The organism is Streptomyces sp. NPDC008125 (assembly GCF_042957125.1).
In the GTDB taxonomy this organism is placed as follows: Bacteria; Actinomycetota; Actinomycetes; order Streptomycetales; family Streptomycetaceae; genus Streptomyces.
On sequence record NZ_JBIBHR010000033.1, the window covers coordinates 25,912 to 42,367 of the forward strand.

At 73.3% G+C, this 16,456-nt stretch carries 8 protein-coding genes; 7 read left to right on the plus strand and 1 reads right to left on the minus strand.

The genetic code is table 11. From position 1 onward, the window contains the following. Positions 1-27: 27 nt before the first annotated feature. From ACFZAX_RS33575 to ACFZAX_RS33605, 7 genes are all read left to right on the plus strand, one after another. On the plus strand, positions 28-3,429 hold the full coding sequence (locus tag ACFZAX_RS33575; RefSeq protein ID WP_390966470.1) for an amino acid adenylation domain-containing protein: 3,402 nt from the start codon (positions 28-30) through the stop codon (positions 3,427-3,429). Continuing rightward, positions 3,426-9,134: an amino acid adenylation domain-containing protein gene (locus ACFZAX_RS33580; RefSeq protein WP_390966472.1), complete on the plus strand. Its 5,709-nt coding sequence runs from the start codon at positions 3,426-3,428 to the stop codon at positions 9,132-9,134. Before ACFZAX_RS33575 ends, ACFZAX_RS33580 begins: the two co-directional genes overlap by 4 nt. Next, positions 9,131-10,648, plus strand: a complete 1,518-nt coding sequence (locus ACFZAX_RS33585; RefSeq protein ID WP_390966474.1) for an AMP-binding protein — start codon at positions 9,131-9,133, stop codon at positions 10,646-10,648. The genes ACFZAX_RS33580 and ACFZAX_RS33585 overlap by 4 nt, the downstream gene beginning before the upstream one ends. A gap of 119 nt (positions 10,649-10,767) precedes the next feature. Continuing rightward, positions 10,768-13,782 (plus strand): amino acid adenylation domain-containing protein, encoded by a 3,015-nt coding sequence (locus tag ACFZAX_RS33590; RefSeq protein WP_390966487.1) that lies wholly within the window; start codon positions 10,768-10,770, stop codon positions 13,780-13,782. Next, on the plus strand, positions 13,779-13,985 hold the full coding sequence (locus ACFZAX_RS33595) for an MbtH family NRPS accessory protein (protein WP_390966475.1): 207 nt from the start codon (positions 13,779-13,781) through the stop codon (positions 13,983-13,985). The genes ACFZAX_RS33590 and ACFZAX_RS33595 overlap by 4 nt, the downstream gene beginning before the upstream one ends. Then, positions 13,982-14,260 (plus strand): phosphopantetheine-binding protein, encoded by a 279-nt coding sequence (locus ACFZAX_RS33600; protein ID WP_390966477.1) that lies wholly within the window; start codon positions 13,982-13,984, stop codon positions 14,258-14,260. The genes ACFZAX_RS33595 and ACFZAX_RS33600 overlap by 4 nt, the downstream gene beginning before the upstream one ends. Next, entirely contained in the window at positions 14,253-15,689 is a 1,437-nt protein-coding gene (locus ACFZAX_RS33605; protein WP_390966479.1) for a condensation domain-containing protein, read from the plus strand. The genes ACFZAX_RS33600 and ACFZAX_RS33605 overlap by 8 nt, the downstream gene beginning before the upstream one ends. A 62-nt stretch (positions 15,690-15,751) precedes the next feature. On the opposite strand, the gene ACFZAX_RS33610 is transcribed toward ACFZAX_RS33605, so the two are convergent. Further along, complete coding sequence (locus ACFZAX_RS33610; RefSeq protein WP_390966481.1) at positions 15,752-16,249, minus strand: phospholipase A2; 498 nt, start codon at positions 16,247-16,249, stop codon at positions 15,752-15,754. Positions 16,250-16,456: the final 207 nt, after the last annotated feature.

The window sequence follows — 16,456 nt, forward strand, 5'->3', positions numbered from 1 at the left end:
ATGAGTGTTCCAGTTCTGTGTCCGGACATGACCCATGGGCAGAGACGGCTGTGGTTTCTGCACCAGTTGGAGCCGGACGACCCCTCGTACAACATCCCCCTCGTGCTGCGGCTGACCGGTGACCTGGCGCGGTCGGCCCTCGGGGCCGCGTTCGACGAGGTGGTGGCCCGGCACGAGTCGCTGCGCATGCGCTTTCCGGACGAGGACGGCGCCCCCGCCGTGGTGGTCGGCGCGCCCGCTCCGGTGGCCGTCGAACACCTTGACCTGAGGGCAGGGAACCACCGGCTGGAAGCGTTGCTGGCCGAGCGCACCAACCGTGGCTTCGACCTGGGGCAAGGGCCTCTGCTGCGGGTTTCCCTCTTCCGGACGGGCGACAGCGAGCACGTCCTGTGCGTGGTCCTGCACCACATCGTCGCCGACGGCTGGTCGCTCAACATCCTCCGCGACGAGCTGGCAGCGCACTACACCGCCCACCGGACGGGTCGTGCCACCGGCCTGCCCCTGCCGCCCCCCTACCGTGCGCAGGCCGCCGCTGAGGCGCGGGAGGCGGACGGTCCGCAGGCGCGCGAAGCACTCGCCTACTGGCAGGAACGCCTTGCGGACGCCCCCGCCCTCGAGCTCCCCCTCGAACGGCCACGACCCGAGCAGCCCTCCACGCACGGTGCTTTCCATACGCAGGTGATCCCCGGCGCCGGGCCCCTGGTGGACGCGCTGGCCCGGGCCCGGCGCTGTACTCCGTTCATGGTCCTGCTCGCCGCCTACCAGGCGGTCCTCCACCGCTGCACCGGGCAGGAGGACTTCTGCGTGGGTGTCCCCGCCGCAGGCCGCACCGACCCGGAGGCCGAGCAGGTCATCGGCTACTTCTCGCGGACGCTGGTGCTGCGCTCCGACCTCTCCGGCGACCCCGGGTTCGCCGATCTGCTGCGCCGGGCCCGCGGCACCGTCCTCGGGGCCTTCACCCACGAGCGGATCCCCTTCGAGCGTCTGGTCGAATCCCTGCGCCTGGACCGTGATCCGGGGCGGACGCCACTGTTCCAGACCCTGTTGACCGTTCACACCCAGGACGCGGGTCTGCTGCGTGCCACACCGTTCGCCGACCTCTCCTGCGACGAGCTCGACCCGGGCATGGAGGCCTGCAAGTTCGACCTCACCCTGGACGTGCGGCGGGACGGCGAGGACGTCGTCGCCGTCTTCGGGTACCGCACGGACCTCATCGACGCCGCATGGGCGGCTCGGTTCGGCCGGTGGTTCGAGACGCTGCTGCGCGCGGCGGTGGCCGACCCGGACACCCCGGTCCGCCGGCTGCCGATGTCGGACGCGTCGGAGCTCGCGGCCCTCCGGGAACGGGGCCGGGGACCGGTTCTGGCCGCAGGACCGCCGACCGTGCTCGCCGCCGTCGAGGAGGCGGTGCGCAACGGACCCGACAGGATCGCGTTGCGGGGGCGCGACGAGTCACTCGCCTACGCCGCCCTGTGGTCGCGAGCCGGCCGGCTGGCCGTGCGGCTGGCGGCCCACGGGATTCGGCAGGGGGACACCGTCGGCGTTCTCCTGCCGCGCGGCCCGCGCGCGGTCGTGGCGATGCTCGCCGCCTGGCGGGCCGGCGCGGCGTACGTGCCGCTCGACCCCGACTACCCGCCGGCCCGTATCGCCTTCATGATCGAGGACAGCGGAGCCCGGGTCGTCCTCACATCCGGCCGGGCAGGAGCGCGCGAGGTCCCGGAAGGCGTGCGGACGCTGACCGCCGACGGGCAGGACGCCACCGGCGATCCTGCGCGCACGGACACGGACACGGACACAGACACAGACACAGACACGGTCCGCGGTGGCGAACGGACAGGCGCTCCGGGCGGGTCCGGCGGTTCCCCTGTCGCCGTTCTTCCCGTCGTCCGTCCCGACGACCCGGCCTACGTCATCTACACCTCGGGTTCGACCGGCACCCCCAAGGGCGTCCTCGTGCCGCACCGCGCACTCGCCGAACGGGTCCGGTGGATGCGTGAGGGCTACGGCATCACGCACACCGACCGCGTTCTGCACTGCGCCTCGCTCAGCTTCGACACCAGCGCCGAGGAACTCTTCCCGGCGCTGGCCGCCGGCGCCACCCTGGTCGTCGCCGAAGCCGGGGCCGCCCTGCCGGACCAGCTCGGCCACGCCTTCACCGCCGACGTCACGGTCATGGACCTGCCCACTCCCTACTGGCACCAACTGGTCGGCGACCTGGACGCGGTGGCATGGCCCGACTCGCTGCGGCTGATGATCCTGGGCGCCGACCAGGTGAGGTCCAGCGCGGTCGGTGCCTGGCGGGCCCGGTTCGGGGACCGGGTCCGGCTCGTCAACTCCTACGGCCCCACCGAGTCCACGATCATCGCGACGACCGCCGACCTCGCGGCTGCCGACAGCCGTGGCCGACCGCCGATCGGCGCACCGATCGGCGGGGTCCATGTGGCGGTCTGCGACGCGCGGGGCGGCCCTGTCCCACCCGGCACCCACGGGGAGCTGCTGATCGGCGGCGCGGGCGTGAGCCACGGATACACCGGCAGACCCGGCGCCACCGCGCGTGCTTTCGTTCCCGACCCCGAAGGACCGCCCGGGTCCCGTCGCTACCGGACCGGGGACCTCGTCCGGCACCGGCACGACGGCGCGCTGGAGTTCCTCGGCCGCCTGGACGGCCAGGTCAAGGTGCGCGGCTACCGGGTGGAGCCGGGCGAGGTCGAGAACGCGCTGATGCGACAGCCGGGGGTCGCGGAGGCGGTGGTCGTCACCCGGGGGGACGCCCTGGTGGGATACGTGGTCCCGGCGGTTCCCGCCGAGGGCCCGCAGGATCCCGGCTCCGGCCCCCGTCCCCGGGCGGACACCCGGCCCGCCGGTCCCGCGGGTACGCACGCGGCCACCGCTCAGGGCGACCGCGCCGGCGTGGAGGGCACCACCCCCGGCAGGGAGGTCCTCGACCCCTCCGCCCTGCGGGCCGCGCTCGCCGCGTCCCTCCCCGCGCACCTGGTGCCCAACGCCGTACTCGTCCTGGAGCGGCTGCCGCTCACGCCCAACGGGAAGCTCGACCGCGCCGCCCTGCCCGCCCCCGACCAGCGCCCCGCGCTGCGCGAGGCGTACGTAGCCCCGCGCACCGACGCGGAGGAACTCGTCGCGGGCGTCTGGCGCGAGGTCCTCGGCATCGACCGGGTCGGGGCGATGGACGACTTCTTCGACCTCGGCGGGCACTCGTTGCTCGCCACCAGGGTGATCGCCCGGATCCGGGCGACCGTCGAACTCACCGTCCCCCTGCGCACCCTGTTCACCCACCGGACGACCGCGGCCTTCGCCGAAGCGGTGGAAGCCGCCCTGGTGGCCGAAATCGATGCCCTCTCGGACGACGAGGCCGCGAGCCTCCTGTCCGCCGGTGACGACTCCCTGGAAGGAACCGGTTCGCCGTCATGAGCGAAACCACCACATCCTCCGCAGGCCTCTCCGAGGCCAAGCGTGCCCTGCTGAGCCGCCGGCTGCGGACCGGCCTCACCAGCGCGCCCCGGCCCGTCGTCCCCCGCCGGAACGACGGGGAGGTGCCCCCGCTCTCCTTCGCCCAGGAACGCCTGTGGTTCATGGAGCAGTTCGCACCGGGCACCGCCGCCTACAACATCCCGGTGGCCCGGCGGCTGCGGGGTCCACTGGACCAGGCGGCCCTGGAGCGCGCCCTGGACATGGTGGTGGCCAGGCACGAGACCCTGCGCTCCCGGTACCCGGCGACCGACGACGGCAAGCCCGTCCTGGAGATCGCCGAGCCCGAGCCCGCTCCGCTGCCCGTTGCCGACGCGGTCGACGAGGCGCACGCGGCACGGCTGGTGGACGAGGCGGGAGCCCGGCCCTTCGACCTCGTCGCGGGCCCCCTGCTGCGGACTCTTCTGGTGCGGTGCGCACCCGACGAGCACATCCTGCTCCTCGTGGTGCACCACAGTGTCAGCGACGGCTGGTCCAGCGAGATCCTGATATCCGAGATACTGCGCTGCTACACGGCCCAGGTTGCGGGCGGCCCGGATCCGCTTCCCGAACTCCCGGTCAGTTACGGAGACTTCGCGCTGTGGCAACGCGACCGCCTGAGCGGTGACGCGATGGCCGCAGAGGTGGCCTACTGGGCTCGGGAACTCGCCGGCGTGGAGCCCCTCGTGCTCCCCACCGCCCGGCCGCGGGCCGCCCGGCAGACGTTCGACGGGGCCGGATACGGCTTCCAGGTGGGCCGAGGGCTGCTCGACCGGGTCACCGCTCTCGGCAAGGCCCACGGTGCCACCGTCCACATGGTGATGCTCGCCGCCTTCCAGGTGCTCCTCGCCCGCTTCAGCGGACAGCGCGACTTCGCGGTGGGCTCACCGGTGGCCGGCCGGCCGGAGCCCGAACTCGAAGGCCTCGTCGGCATGTTCGTCAACGTGCTGCCCCTGCGGGCCCGCCTCGACGGAGATCCCGGCTTCGCCGCGCTGCTGGAGCGGACGCGGGAGACCTGCCTGGAGGCCTACGCCCACCAGGAACTACCGTTCGCCCAGCTGGTGACCGAACTGGGTGTCGAGCGTGACGTCTCCAGGCCGCCGGTGTTCCAGGCCGTGCTCGCCGTCCAGAACTACGCGACCGCACAGCAGCGGGGGGACGCCAAGGGGGCGCTGGACGCCGAGACCTACGGCCTGCGGGCCGCCGGCACGCGGTTCGACATCGAGCTGTTCCTGATGGAGTGGCCGGACGGGCTGCGGGGAGCCTTCAACTACAACACCGACCTCTTCGACGAGGCGGACGTCGCCCGCATGGCGGGACACCTGGACCGGCTGCTGCGCGCGGTGACCGAGCACCCCGACGTGCCCCTGTCCGAACTGGACGGCCTGTCGGGCGCCGAACGTGATCTGGAACTGGAGGAGTTCAACGCCACCGACGTCACGCTCCCGGCCGATGCCACCCTGGTGTCCCTGATCGGCGAGCAGATCGCGCGTACCCCCGAAGCGGTGGCGGTGGCCGGCGACGAAGGCACGCTCACCTACGCGGCACTCGACCGGGCCGCCGACCGGATCGCCGGCCGGCTCGTCGCGGCCGGAGTCACCCGCGGCGACGTGGTCGCCGTCAGCGCCGAACGCTCGCACGCCCTGGTCTCGGCGCTGCTCGGGGTGATGCGTACCGGCGCCTGCTACACCCCGCTGGACACCGAGTACCCGGCGGAGCGGCTGCAGTTCATGCTCGCCGACAGCGGAGCGCGCGTCCTGCTCACCCAGCGGGGTCTGCCCGTACCCGGGGCCGGCGATGCGGTGGTGCTGTACCTGGACGACGACGGGCATCGTGGGAGCGCTCCCGCCACCGGTCGGGGTGCGGGGCCGCAGCCGGACGATCCGGCGTACCTGATCTACACCTCCGGCTCCACCGGCCGCCCGAAGGGAGTGCCGAACACCCACCGGGCCCTGGTGAACCGGCTGCTCTGGATGCAGCGGAGCTACCCGATCGGCCCCGACGACCGGGTGCTGCAGAAGACTCCGGCCGGCTTCGACGTGTCGGTCTGGGAGTTCTTCTGGCCCCTGATGACCGGGGCGCGTCTCGTCCTGGCCCGCCCCGGCGGGCAGAAGGACGCCGCCTATCTCCAGGAACTGATCCGCTCGGTCCCCGTCACCGTCGCCCACTTCGTCCCCTCGATGCTGCCGCTCTTCCTCGCCGAGGAGGGAGCCGGCCGGTGCACCGGGCTGCGGCGGGTCGTATGCAGTGGCGAGGCGCTGCCGCCGGACACCGCACGTGCCTTCCGGGCCCTGCTGCCGGACTGCGGGCTGGCGAACCTCTACGGTCCGACCGAGGCGGCCGTCGACGTCTCCTCGTGGGAGTGCGAGGGGGTCCTGGACACGGTGCCGATCGGGCGGCCGATCGACAACATCCGGCTGTACGTCCTGGACGGAGCACTGCGGCCGGTACCGCCGGGCGCCCCGGGCGAGATCCACATCGGGGGGACCGGTGTCGCCCTCGGCTACCACCGCCGGCCCGGCCTGACGGCGAGCCGCTTCGTCCCCGACCCGTACGGCCCGCCCGGCTCACGGCTGTACCGGACCGGCGACCTGGGCAGGCGCCGCCCCGACGGGACGCTGGAACACCTCGGCCGGATCGACCAGCAGGTCAAGCTGCGCGGGCTCAGGATCGAGCCCGGTGAGATCGAGGCCGCCCTGCGCGCGCTGCCGGCCGTGACCGAGGCGGCCGTCGTCGTCCGCGAGGACAGTCCGGGAGACAAGCGGCTGGCGGCCTACCTCGTCACGGAGGACGGACCGGACGGCCTCGATCCACAGGCGCTGCGGACACGGCTCAAGCTCGTGCTCCCCGACTACATGGTGCCCGTCTCCTTCACCGCCCTGCCCGCCCTGCCGCTCACCCCCAACGGGAAGCTGGACCGCCGGGCGCTGCCGAAGCCCGAGCTGCACCGGGCCCCGGGAGCCGCCCTCGCACCCGAGAGCCCCGCCGAGCGGGTGCTCGCCGCGATCTGGGCCGAGGTGCTCGGACTGGACGAGGTCGGAGCGGACGAGGACTTCTTCGACCTCGGCGGGCACTCGCTGCTCGCCACCCAGGTCGTGGCCCGGGCACGGACCCGGCTGCCGGAGGCCGGGGGCCGCCCGGTCAGCGTGATGGACCTGTTCACCTGCCGGACCGTCAGGGACCTGGCGGCGCTGGCGGAACTGCCCGAGGACGCCCGGGGCCCCCGCAGACTGCTGCACCGGCTGACCCCCGAAGTCCCGGCCGGGCGCCGGCGCGCCACCGTGGTCTGCGTTCCGTACGGAGGCGGCAGCGCGGTCGTCTACCAGCCCGTCGCCGACCTGCTTCCCGACGACCACGAGCTCTGGTCCGTCGCGATACCCGGTCACGACGTCGGCGTCACCGAGGAGCACCTGCCGTTCGGAGAACTGGCCGGGAAGCTCGCCGCCGAGATCGAGGAACGCGTCGAGGGCCCCCTGATCGTGTACGGGCACTGCGGCGTCGGCACCGCGCTGGCGGTGGCGACGGCACGCCTGCTGGAGGCGTCGGGACGGGAACTCGAAGCGGTCTACGCCGGAGCGCAGTTCCCCTTCGCACGACCGCGCGGCCGCGTGCTCGGCACGCTGAGCCGGATCGCCTCCCTGGAGGCCCTGCTCGGAAACCGGGTCTACGTCAACTGGCTCACCGGGATGGGGGTCGACACCTCCCAGCTCGACCGCGAACAGACCGCGTTCATCGTGGGCAACATGCGCCGCGACTCGCAGGCCGCGGAGGACTACTTCACCGGCGCGATCGCCGATGTGGAGGCGGGAGCACCACGGCTGCGCGCACCCCTGGTGTCGCTGGTGGGTGACCGCGACCCTGCCGCCGACTTCTATTCCGAGCGCTACCGGGAGTGGCTGCTGCTGGCCGAACGCTCGGCGGTCGCGGTGATCGACCAGGGCGGCCACTTCTTCGTCAAGTACCGGGCCACGGAGGTCGCCGAGGCGGTCACCACGGTGCACCGCGCCCTGCGTGAGGAGGCCACCGCGTCCCTGCCGGAGCGGACCCCGGACGCGGCGTGGTGGTTCCACGGGGAGACAGGGCCTCCGGAGCCGGCCGCCGATCCGTCCGGCCGGACCGGCGCCCCGGCGCGGGACACGGACGGGCCGGACGGTGCGGACCCGGAGCAGGCCGCCGGCCGGGGACCGGCCGATGCGCCCGGCCCGCGCCGGCCAGGAGGAGGTGGCGGCCCGTCCGGCCGGACCGGCGCCCCGGCGCGGGACACGGACGGGCCGGAACCGGGCATGGCCCGCTTCCTCACGGTCGTGCTCGGCCAGCTCGCCTCCATCATGGGGTCCGCGCTCACCGAATTCGCCCTGCCCATCTGGATTCTGCTGGAGACCGGGTCGATGACCCGGTTCGCGCTCTACTCCGTCGTCGCGATGCTGCCGGGCATTCTCATCGGTCCGCTGGCCGGAGCCGTGGTCGACCGCTTCGACCGGCGCAAGGTCATGCTGGCCGGTGACCTCACCGCCGGGCTCAGCCAGGTCGCCATGCTCGCCCTTCTGCTGGCCGGGCGACTGGACACCTGGTACCTGTACGTACTGCTCGCCGTGCTGTCCGTGGCGCTGACCTTCCAGCGCCTCGCCTACAGTTCGGCCGTTCCGCAACTGGTCCCCAAGCAGTACCTCGGACACGCCAACGGAGCCGTGCAACTTGCCTTCGGAGCAGCGCAGTTCGTCGTACCGCTGGTGGCGGTCGCGCTCATGGCGGGCATCGGGCTGCGCGGCGTGCTCATCCTCGACATCCTCAGCTACGTCGTCGCCGTGGGCGTGCTGCTGTGCGTCAGATTCCCCCGGACGCTGCCGTGGAGGCGCCGGGAACCGGTGGTCGAGGAGATCAAACAGGGGTTCACGTACACCTGGCACAACCGTGGATTCCGCTCGATGCTGCTGTGGTTCGCCGTGCTGAACCTCTTCCTCTCGCCCCTCTTCCTGCTGGTGACACCGTTGGTGCTGTCCTTCGGCACCCTGGACGACGCGGCCGGGGTGGCGATGGCGAGCGGCGCCGGAGCCATCGTGGGCGGACTGCTCATGGGGGTGTGGGGCGGACCCCGCAGGCACCGGGTGCGCGGCATGCTGGCGCTGGCCGCCGTCTTCGCCCTGGCGAGCGCGGTGACCGGACTGCGCGCCGACCTCTGGGTGATCGGCGCCGGAGCCTTCGGGATGGCCTGCGCCATCTCGATGGTCAACGGGGTGTACTCGACGATCGTGCAGGTGAAGGTGCCGCAGCGGTTCCACGGCAGGGTCTTCGCGCTGAACACGCTGGTGGCCTGGTCCACCCTGCCGATCGGCCACGGCCTCATCGCTCCTCTCGGCGTCAAGCTGTTCGACCCGCTGCTGGCCGAGGACGGGGTGCTGGCGGGCAGCGTGGGCCGGGTGCTCGGGACCGGCCCGGGACGCGGAATCGGCCTGATGTATCTGCTGTTCTGCCTCGTCATGCTGGTCCTGGTGGCCTTCGCCCTGCGCTGGCCCGTGCTCGCCCGCTTCGACCGGGACGTGCCGGACGCCGAGCCGGACGACCTCATCGGGCTCAGGGAGCGTGCCCAGACCCTGGCGGCGGCCAGGAAGACGCGCGAAGCGTCCGCGGAGGCCGACACCGCTCCGGTGCCGGCCGGGGCACAGCGGTGACCGCGCCCCGGCGCGCGACCGCCGCGCCGCCTCCCGGATCCCTGCTGGAGGTGCTGGCCCACCGTGCCGCGCTCCACCCCGGCCGCACCGCGCTGCACAACGGCGGGAGCAGCCTCGACTTCGGCAGCTGGCAGCGCCGCTCCGCCGCCCTCGCCGCAGGCCTCCTCGCGCGCGGGCTCGGCCCCGGGGAGCCGGTGGGGCTGTGGTACGGCAGTACCCGCTGGACGGAGTACGCCGTCGCCTACTGCGCGGTCCTGCGGGCCGGCGGGGTCGCCGTACCGCTCAGCGACCGCATGGCACCGGCCGCCGCCGCGCACGTCCTCAGCGACTGCCGGGCGGTCGCCGTCCTGCACGGACCGGACGGACCGCCGCCACGGCTGCCCGAGGGGGTGTGGGCGGCGCCCGGCGACCTGATCGAGGCCGAGGCCGTCGAGGAGGAGCCGGACATCACGCTGCCCGCTCCCGGCGCCCCCGCGCAGTACCTCTACACCTCCGGCACCACCGGCCTGCCCAAGGGGGTCCGCGCGACCCACGCCAACCTGGCCCACGGGTGCACCCTCGACGAACGACGCAGGCCGCTGCGGCACTCGCGTACCTTCCTCCACAGCTTTCCCATAGGGACGAACGCAGGCCAGACGATGCTCGTCAACTGCCTGAACGCGGCAGCCACCGGTGTCGCGGCCCCGCAGTTCACCCCCTTGCGGTTCGCCCGGCTGATCGAGGAACACACGGTCGGCAGCGTGTTCCTGGTACCGGCGACCGCCATCGAGCTGCTGGCCTCCCCGGCCCTGTCGCACGGCGACCTGAGCTCGGTCCGGCTGGTCGGCTCCACCGCCGCGGCGCTGCCGCAGCCCGTCGCGCTGCGCCTGTCGCAGGTCTTCGACAGGGCGCAGATCGTCAACTACTACACCTCCACCGAGGCCGCCCCCGCACAGATCACTCTTCTCTTCGATCCCGGCCGTCCGGGCTCGCCCGGCCTGCCGGCCGCGCTCGACCAGCTGCGGATCACCGACCCTGAGGGCCGCCCCGTGGCCGCCGGCGAGGCCGGTGAGATCTGGCTGCGCTCTCCCGCCTCGCCCCGCTCCTACCTCGGACCGGAGGGAAGCGGCAGCGACGTCTTCCAGGGCCGGTGGGTACGGATGGGCGACCTCGGGATGCTGGACGGCGACGGTTACCTCCACCTGCTGGACCGGGAACGCGACGTGGTGAAGTCCGGGGCCCACAAGGTCTCCACGATCCAGGTGGAGAACGCCCTGCACGCCCATCCCGGGATCGCCGACGCGGCGGCCTTCGGGATCCCGCACCCGGTGCTCGGCAGTGTGGTGGCGGCCGTGGTGGTACCCCGGCACGGCGAGCTGGACGTCCCCGGGCTGCGGTCCTTCCTGCTGGACCGGCTGGCGGCGCACGAGCTCCCGGCCCGGTTCCTCTTCCGCGACACCCTGCCCCGCAACGAGGGCGGCAAGGTCCTCAAACGTGAACTGCACCGGTTTCTGGACGACGAGGCGATCTCATGACCCTGCCCACTCCCTCCGCAGCCACGGCCACGCCCGGCCGGGCCGCGCCCGAACCCGTCCCGTTCGATCCGGCCCCGCTGGACCCGGCCCAGCACGGTGTCTGGGTCACCGAACAGGCGATGCGAACCGGTTCGGCCTATCACCTCAGCGTCGCGCTCCACTTCCGGGGGCCGCTGGACCTCGCGGCCCTGCACACCGCGTGGACCGGGTTCGTACACGACAACCCGGTGCTCGCCGCCCGCGTCGACCCCGCCGGACCGTGTCTGGTCCCCGGGCCGGTTCCCTCCGTGCGACACCACACCTGCACCTCCGCGGACCTGGAGAAGCTCCAGGAGGAGGAGACCGCCGCCCCGTTCGCCCCGGACGGTGCCCTGGCCCGCCCGACCCTCTACACCACCGGCCCCGGCCACCACACCCTGCTGCTGGTCGCCCACCACATCGTCTTCGACGGCGAGTCCAAGGACGTGTACGTGTCCGGGCTGGCGCGTCACTACCGGGCCGCGACCCAGGACCCTGCCACCGCCACCGCCACCGCCACCGCCACTGCGCCCCCGGACCGGCCGCAGACACCCCTCTCGTCCGCGCCCGCCCTCACCGGGCAGGCCGTCGACGCGGCGGCCCGGTTCTGGGCCGGCCGCTGGCGGGAGAGCTCCGCTCCGTCCCTTCCGGGACAGGCCGCACACTCCCTGGTGGACCCGGTCGCACCCGCTCCCGGTAACGCCGCCGGCTTCCGGCTCGACGGGCGGCGGCACGCCCGTCTGACCGCCACCGCGCACGCGCTCGGCCTCACCCGGTTCGAACTGCTGACCGCAGCCTGGCACGCGCTCCTGCTGCGCTACGGCAACACCGAGCCCGCCACCGCCGTCGAGCTCTCGACCCGCGGCCAGGCCGCACCCGGACGGGCCGGGCTCCACGTCAACGAGCTGCCGCTCTTCACGCACCCCCGACCGCACGTCCCGTTCCAGGAGTTCGCCCACGAGGTCCGGGAGGAACTGCGCGCCCTGTACGCCCACCGACCGGTACCGCTGAGTCGTGCCGTCCGTGGGCTGACGCCGCGCACGGCACTGTGCCCCCTCTCCCTCAGCTACCGGCGCCGCACCACCTCGGCGCAGGCCGTCTTCGGTGACGCGCTGGACGTCCGTACCGAATGGATCGGCTTCGCCCGTACCGCCCGCAACCTCGCCCACCTCCAGCTCGTCGACTCACCGGACGCGCTCGAAGGCAGCCTCCAGTACCGTACGGCCGCCTTCGCCCCCGAAGCCCCCGCACGCATCCTGACCCACTTCCTCACCCTGCTGGACGGCGTGCTGGACGCGCCGGACACCCCCGTCGCCGGCCTGCCGTTGCTCCCCCCGCAGGAGCTCGCGCTCCTGCTCACCGACACCACGTCCGCGCCCGGCAACGCCGGCATCAGCCTGCCCGCCCTGTTCGCGGCCCAGGCCGCGGCCACCCCGGACGCCGTCGCCGTCGTCGACGGTGACGACGAGATCAGCTACGCCCGGCTCGACGCGGCGGTACGCCGTTTCGCGCACCGGCTGCGCGAACGGGGCGCCGGTCCCGGCAGCCTGATCGGCATCGCTCTGCCCCGGTCCGCCGCCCAGCTCGTCGCCGTGCTCGGGGTGCTCACCGCCGGCGCTGCCTATCTGCCGCTCGACCCCGACCACCCCGAGGAGCGGCTGGCGTTCATCCGCGCCGACTCCGGTCTCACCCTCCAGGTCTCCGAGGGTTCCGGGCCGGGCGTCCTCGCCCCGGAACCCCTCGGCGAACCCGGCACCCCACCCCCCGCTCCGGCCCCGCCGGCCCTCGAAGACCCGGCGTACGTGCTGTACACCTCGGGATCCACCGGCACGCCCAAGGGAGTCGAGGTGCCGCACGGGGCGCTGGCGAACCTGCTGGCCACGATGGGCGAAACGGCTGGCGCGCGGCCCGGGGACCGCTGGCTGGGCCTCACCTCCCTCTCCTTCGACATCTCCACCGTCGAGCTCTTCCTCCCGCTCGTCACGGGCGGTCGCGTCGTCCTCGTACCGGAGGGTCGGCACCGCGACGGCGACGCGCTGACCGGCCTCGTCGAACGTCACGCGCTCACCCATGTGCAGGCCACGCCGAGCGGCTGGCGGCTGATGCTCGCTGCCGGACTGCACGCCCCCGGCCTCGTCGCGCTCACCGGCGGGGAAGCGCTGCCCGCGCCCCTCGCGGCCACGCTGCGCCGCGCCGTGGGGCGGCTGGTCAACGTCTACGGTCCGACGGAGACCACGGTCTGGTCGACCTCCGCCGACATCGAGGCGGACGGCCCCGTCACCATCGGCGGCCCGCTGGCCAACACCCGTACGTACGTTCTGGACGAGCGCCTGCGTCCGCTGCCGTACGCGACGACCGGCGAGCTGTACATCGGAGGCAGCGGCGTCGCCCACGGATACCGCGGGCGGGCCGGGCTCACCGCGAGCCGGTTCGTGCCCGACCCCTTCGGCCCGCCCGGCTCCCGCCTCTACCGCACCGGGGATCTGGTCCGGCTCCGGACCGACGGAAGGCTGGAGTTCGCGGGCCGGTCCGACACCCAGGTCAAGATCCGCGGACACCGGATCGAACTCGGCGAGGTCGAGACCGCGCTCTGCGGACATCCGGAGGTTGCCCAGGCCTCGGCCGTGCTCCGCGACGGTGCGGACGGCGAACAGGACCGGCTCGTGGCCTACGTCGTGCCCGCACCGGCCGGCCCGGTGCCGTCCCCCGACGCCCTGCGCGCCCATCTGGCCCGGAATCTGCCGGCCGCCGCGCTGCCCGCCGTGTACGTGGTGCTCGACGCCCTTCCGCTCACTCCCAACGGGAAGATCGACCGGGCCCGTCTGCCCGAGCCGCCGCGGAGCCGCGACACGGCGGACGAGCGGGTCACCGGTGGCGGGGAGCGGGGAATCGTCGCCGCCGTGCTGGCGATCTGGCGGCACGTGCTCGACCTGGACGACCTCGGACCCGACGAGGACCTGTTCGACCTGGGTGGCCACTCACTGACGATCACCGCCATCGCGGGCCGCATCCGCAAGGAGTTCGGCGTGTCGGTCCCCTTCGACGCCTTCTTCGACAGCCCCACCGTCCACGGTGTCGCATCCTGCGTCACCGACCTCATGGAGGAGAACCGATGAACACGAGCATCCGCTACCAGGTGGTGGTCAACGAGGAGGAGCAGCACGCCCTGTGGCCGGCCGAGTCGCTCCCGCCGGAGGGCTGGCAGCCGGACGGTTTCAGCGGCACGGAGGACGAGTGCGTCGTCCACGTCGACGAGGTCTGGCCCGACATCAGGCCGCTGAGCCTGCGCCGCCGGCTGGCAGAGCAGGAGCAGCTGTGAGTGCCGCCGCCCCCGCCACCGGGACGCGCGCCCGGCTCGCCGTGCTGATCCGCGAGGCCATGGACGGGCAGATCGCCACGGCCGAACTGCTCACGTCCCGGGCGACACTGACCGAGGTGGGAGTCACCTCGCTGGGCCTGCTGAGGCTGGTCGACGCCCTGGAGGAGGAGTTCGGTGTCGAGGTCGACCTCGCCGACCCGTCGTTCTACCGGGAGAGTGTGGACACGCTGGCCGCCCGGCTCGACGCCGCGGACGCCGGACAGCCCCGTGAGTGAGCCGGAGGTCCCCGCGGCGGGCCTCGCGGCCGACGTGGTCGAGGTCCCCTTCGCCGGGGACCGCTCGGGGACGGCGCCACTGACCTGGGGGCAACAGGCGATCTGGAACGCGATCCTGCGGACCGCCCCGAACGACATCTACTTCAACATCGGTCGGCTCCTCCCTCTGGGGGAGCGCGGCCGGACGACCGATCTGGCGCAGCTGACCGCCGCGGTGACGGCGTTGATGGAACGCCACGAGGCCCTGCGAACGAGGCTTCGGGGGACGGAGCGGAGGCCGGTCCAGTCGCTGTCGGACTCGGGCCGGCTGCCGGTGACCGTGGTCGACGAACCACGGCCGGAGCATGCGGACGCGGCCGCACGTCATCTGCTCGACCGGCTCAGTGCCACCCGGTTCGACTACGAACGGGAGTGGCCGCTGCGGGTCGGCGTGGTGCGCAGCGAGGGCAGGGTGACGCACGCGGTGCTGGTGCTGTGTCATCTCGCCTGCGACGGACACGCCGCCGAACAGGTGGTGCGCGATCTGCGGCTGTTGGTGGTACGCGGCTCCGCCGGCCGGAAGCCGCGCGCCACCCCGATGGATCTCGCCGTGGAACAGCACGGACCGGTGGGGGTACGCCGCAGCGAGCGGGCGCTGGCCCACTGGGAGTCCTTCTACCGCAGCATCCCTCCGACGATGTTTCCCCGGCAGGCCGCGGCCCCCCGGACGCCCCGGTTCTGGAGCGGCCGGCTGGTGTCGGAAGCCCTCGCCACGGCCACCGACGCGCTGGCCGCCGCACACCGCGTCAGCGGATCGACGGTACTGATGACCGGCCTGGCGGCTCTCGTCGCGGCCGACGGCGGTCACGGCACGGCCGCGATGATGCCCATCGTCGGCAACCGCACCTCCGCCGACCACCGGGATCTGGTGGCGATGCTGTCCCAGGACGCTCCGTTCCTTCTCGACACCACCGGAGCCGTACGGTTCACGGACCTGCTGTCGGTGGCGTGGCGCGCGGCGATGGCCGGTTACCGGGCCGCCGCGTACGACCCCGTCGCGTGGGAGGCGCTCCGTGAGCGGATCGGCAGGGAACGCGGCACGCCGGTGCATCCGTACTGCTGCTACAACGACCAGCGGTTCTTCACGCGCCCGCCGGCGGAGGGCCCTCTGCCGGGAGCCGACGAGCTGAGGAAGGCCCGGACGCGTACGCGGTTCTCCTTCCCCGCCACCCAGGAACGGCTGGGCTGCCGCTACTGCGTCCATGTGACCGAGGAAGAGGGCACGCTCGCCGTCATGCTGACCGCCGACACCGCGTACCTGCCGCCGGCGGCGATCCGGGCGCACCTGGAGGCGCTGGAGGAAGTGATCACCGCCGCCGCGTGCGGGACCTCCCCGCTGCTGGCCGATCTGCCCGGGCTGCTTCGGCGCGGGGACGGCGCCCGCACTTGACCCTCGCTCCGGACGGGAGGCTCGGGCCACCCCATGGCCCGGGCCTCCGGAGACAGGACCGGTCAGGCGGACTGGGGCAGTCCGGCGGTGCTCGCCCCGGCCGGTGCGATTCCGAAGATGTCCACCGCGTGGTAATACGTCCAGGCCGTGGAGTTGCACGAGGTCAGTTTCGCGCCGGTGTAGGCGGCACAGACGCGCTTGAGGTCGGCGTAGAGGGCGGAGTCGAGGCGCGCCTTGTTGGCGGAGAACGTGCCGGCGGCCTTGTAGTTGCGGTAGCCGAAGTCGTGGCGGGCGCAGGCCGTCTGGAAGGGGAAGCCGAACGGGTTGTCGGGCGAGGTGCTGCAGTAGTCGGTCGACCAGTCGAAGCCATAGGCGGCCCACGCGCCCTGGTTGTTGCGGGCGGCGTTCCAACTGTTGTAGCTGGAGGCGCTCGTCTGCGTCCATGAGCTGAGTACCTGGGGCTTGTCCGCGGGCGCGGCCGAGGCGGATGCGGCGGGCAGCAGGGCGAGGGGGAGCGAGAGGGCGACGGTGCCGAGCAGTGTGGCGACCTGGCGACGCATGGCAATCTCCTCTGGGTGAGGGGGAGTCCGGCTGAGCGTGCACCTCGTGGGTTCATGAGGTCCACCCCGAGGATGCCGTCATGAACCTGCCATGCCTAGAAGACTGATGAAGATCTTGGGGCGGGGTGGGGGGGGGGGGGGGGGCGCCCCCCCCCCCCCCGCGGCGCGGGCGGTGGGGGGGGGGCCCGTGGCGGGGGGGGGGGGGTG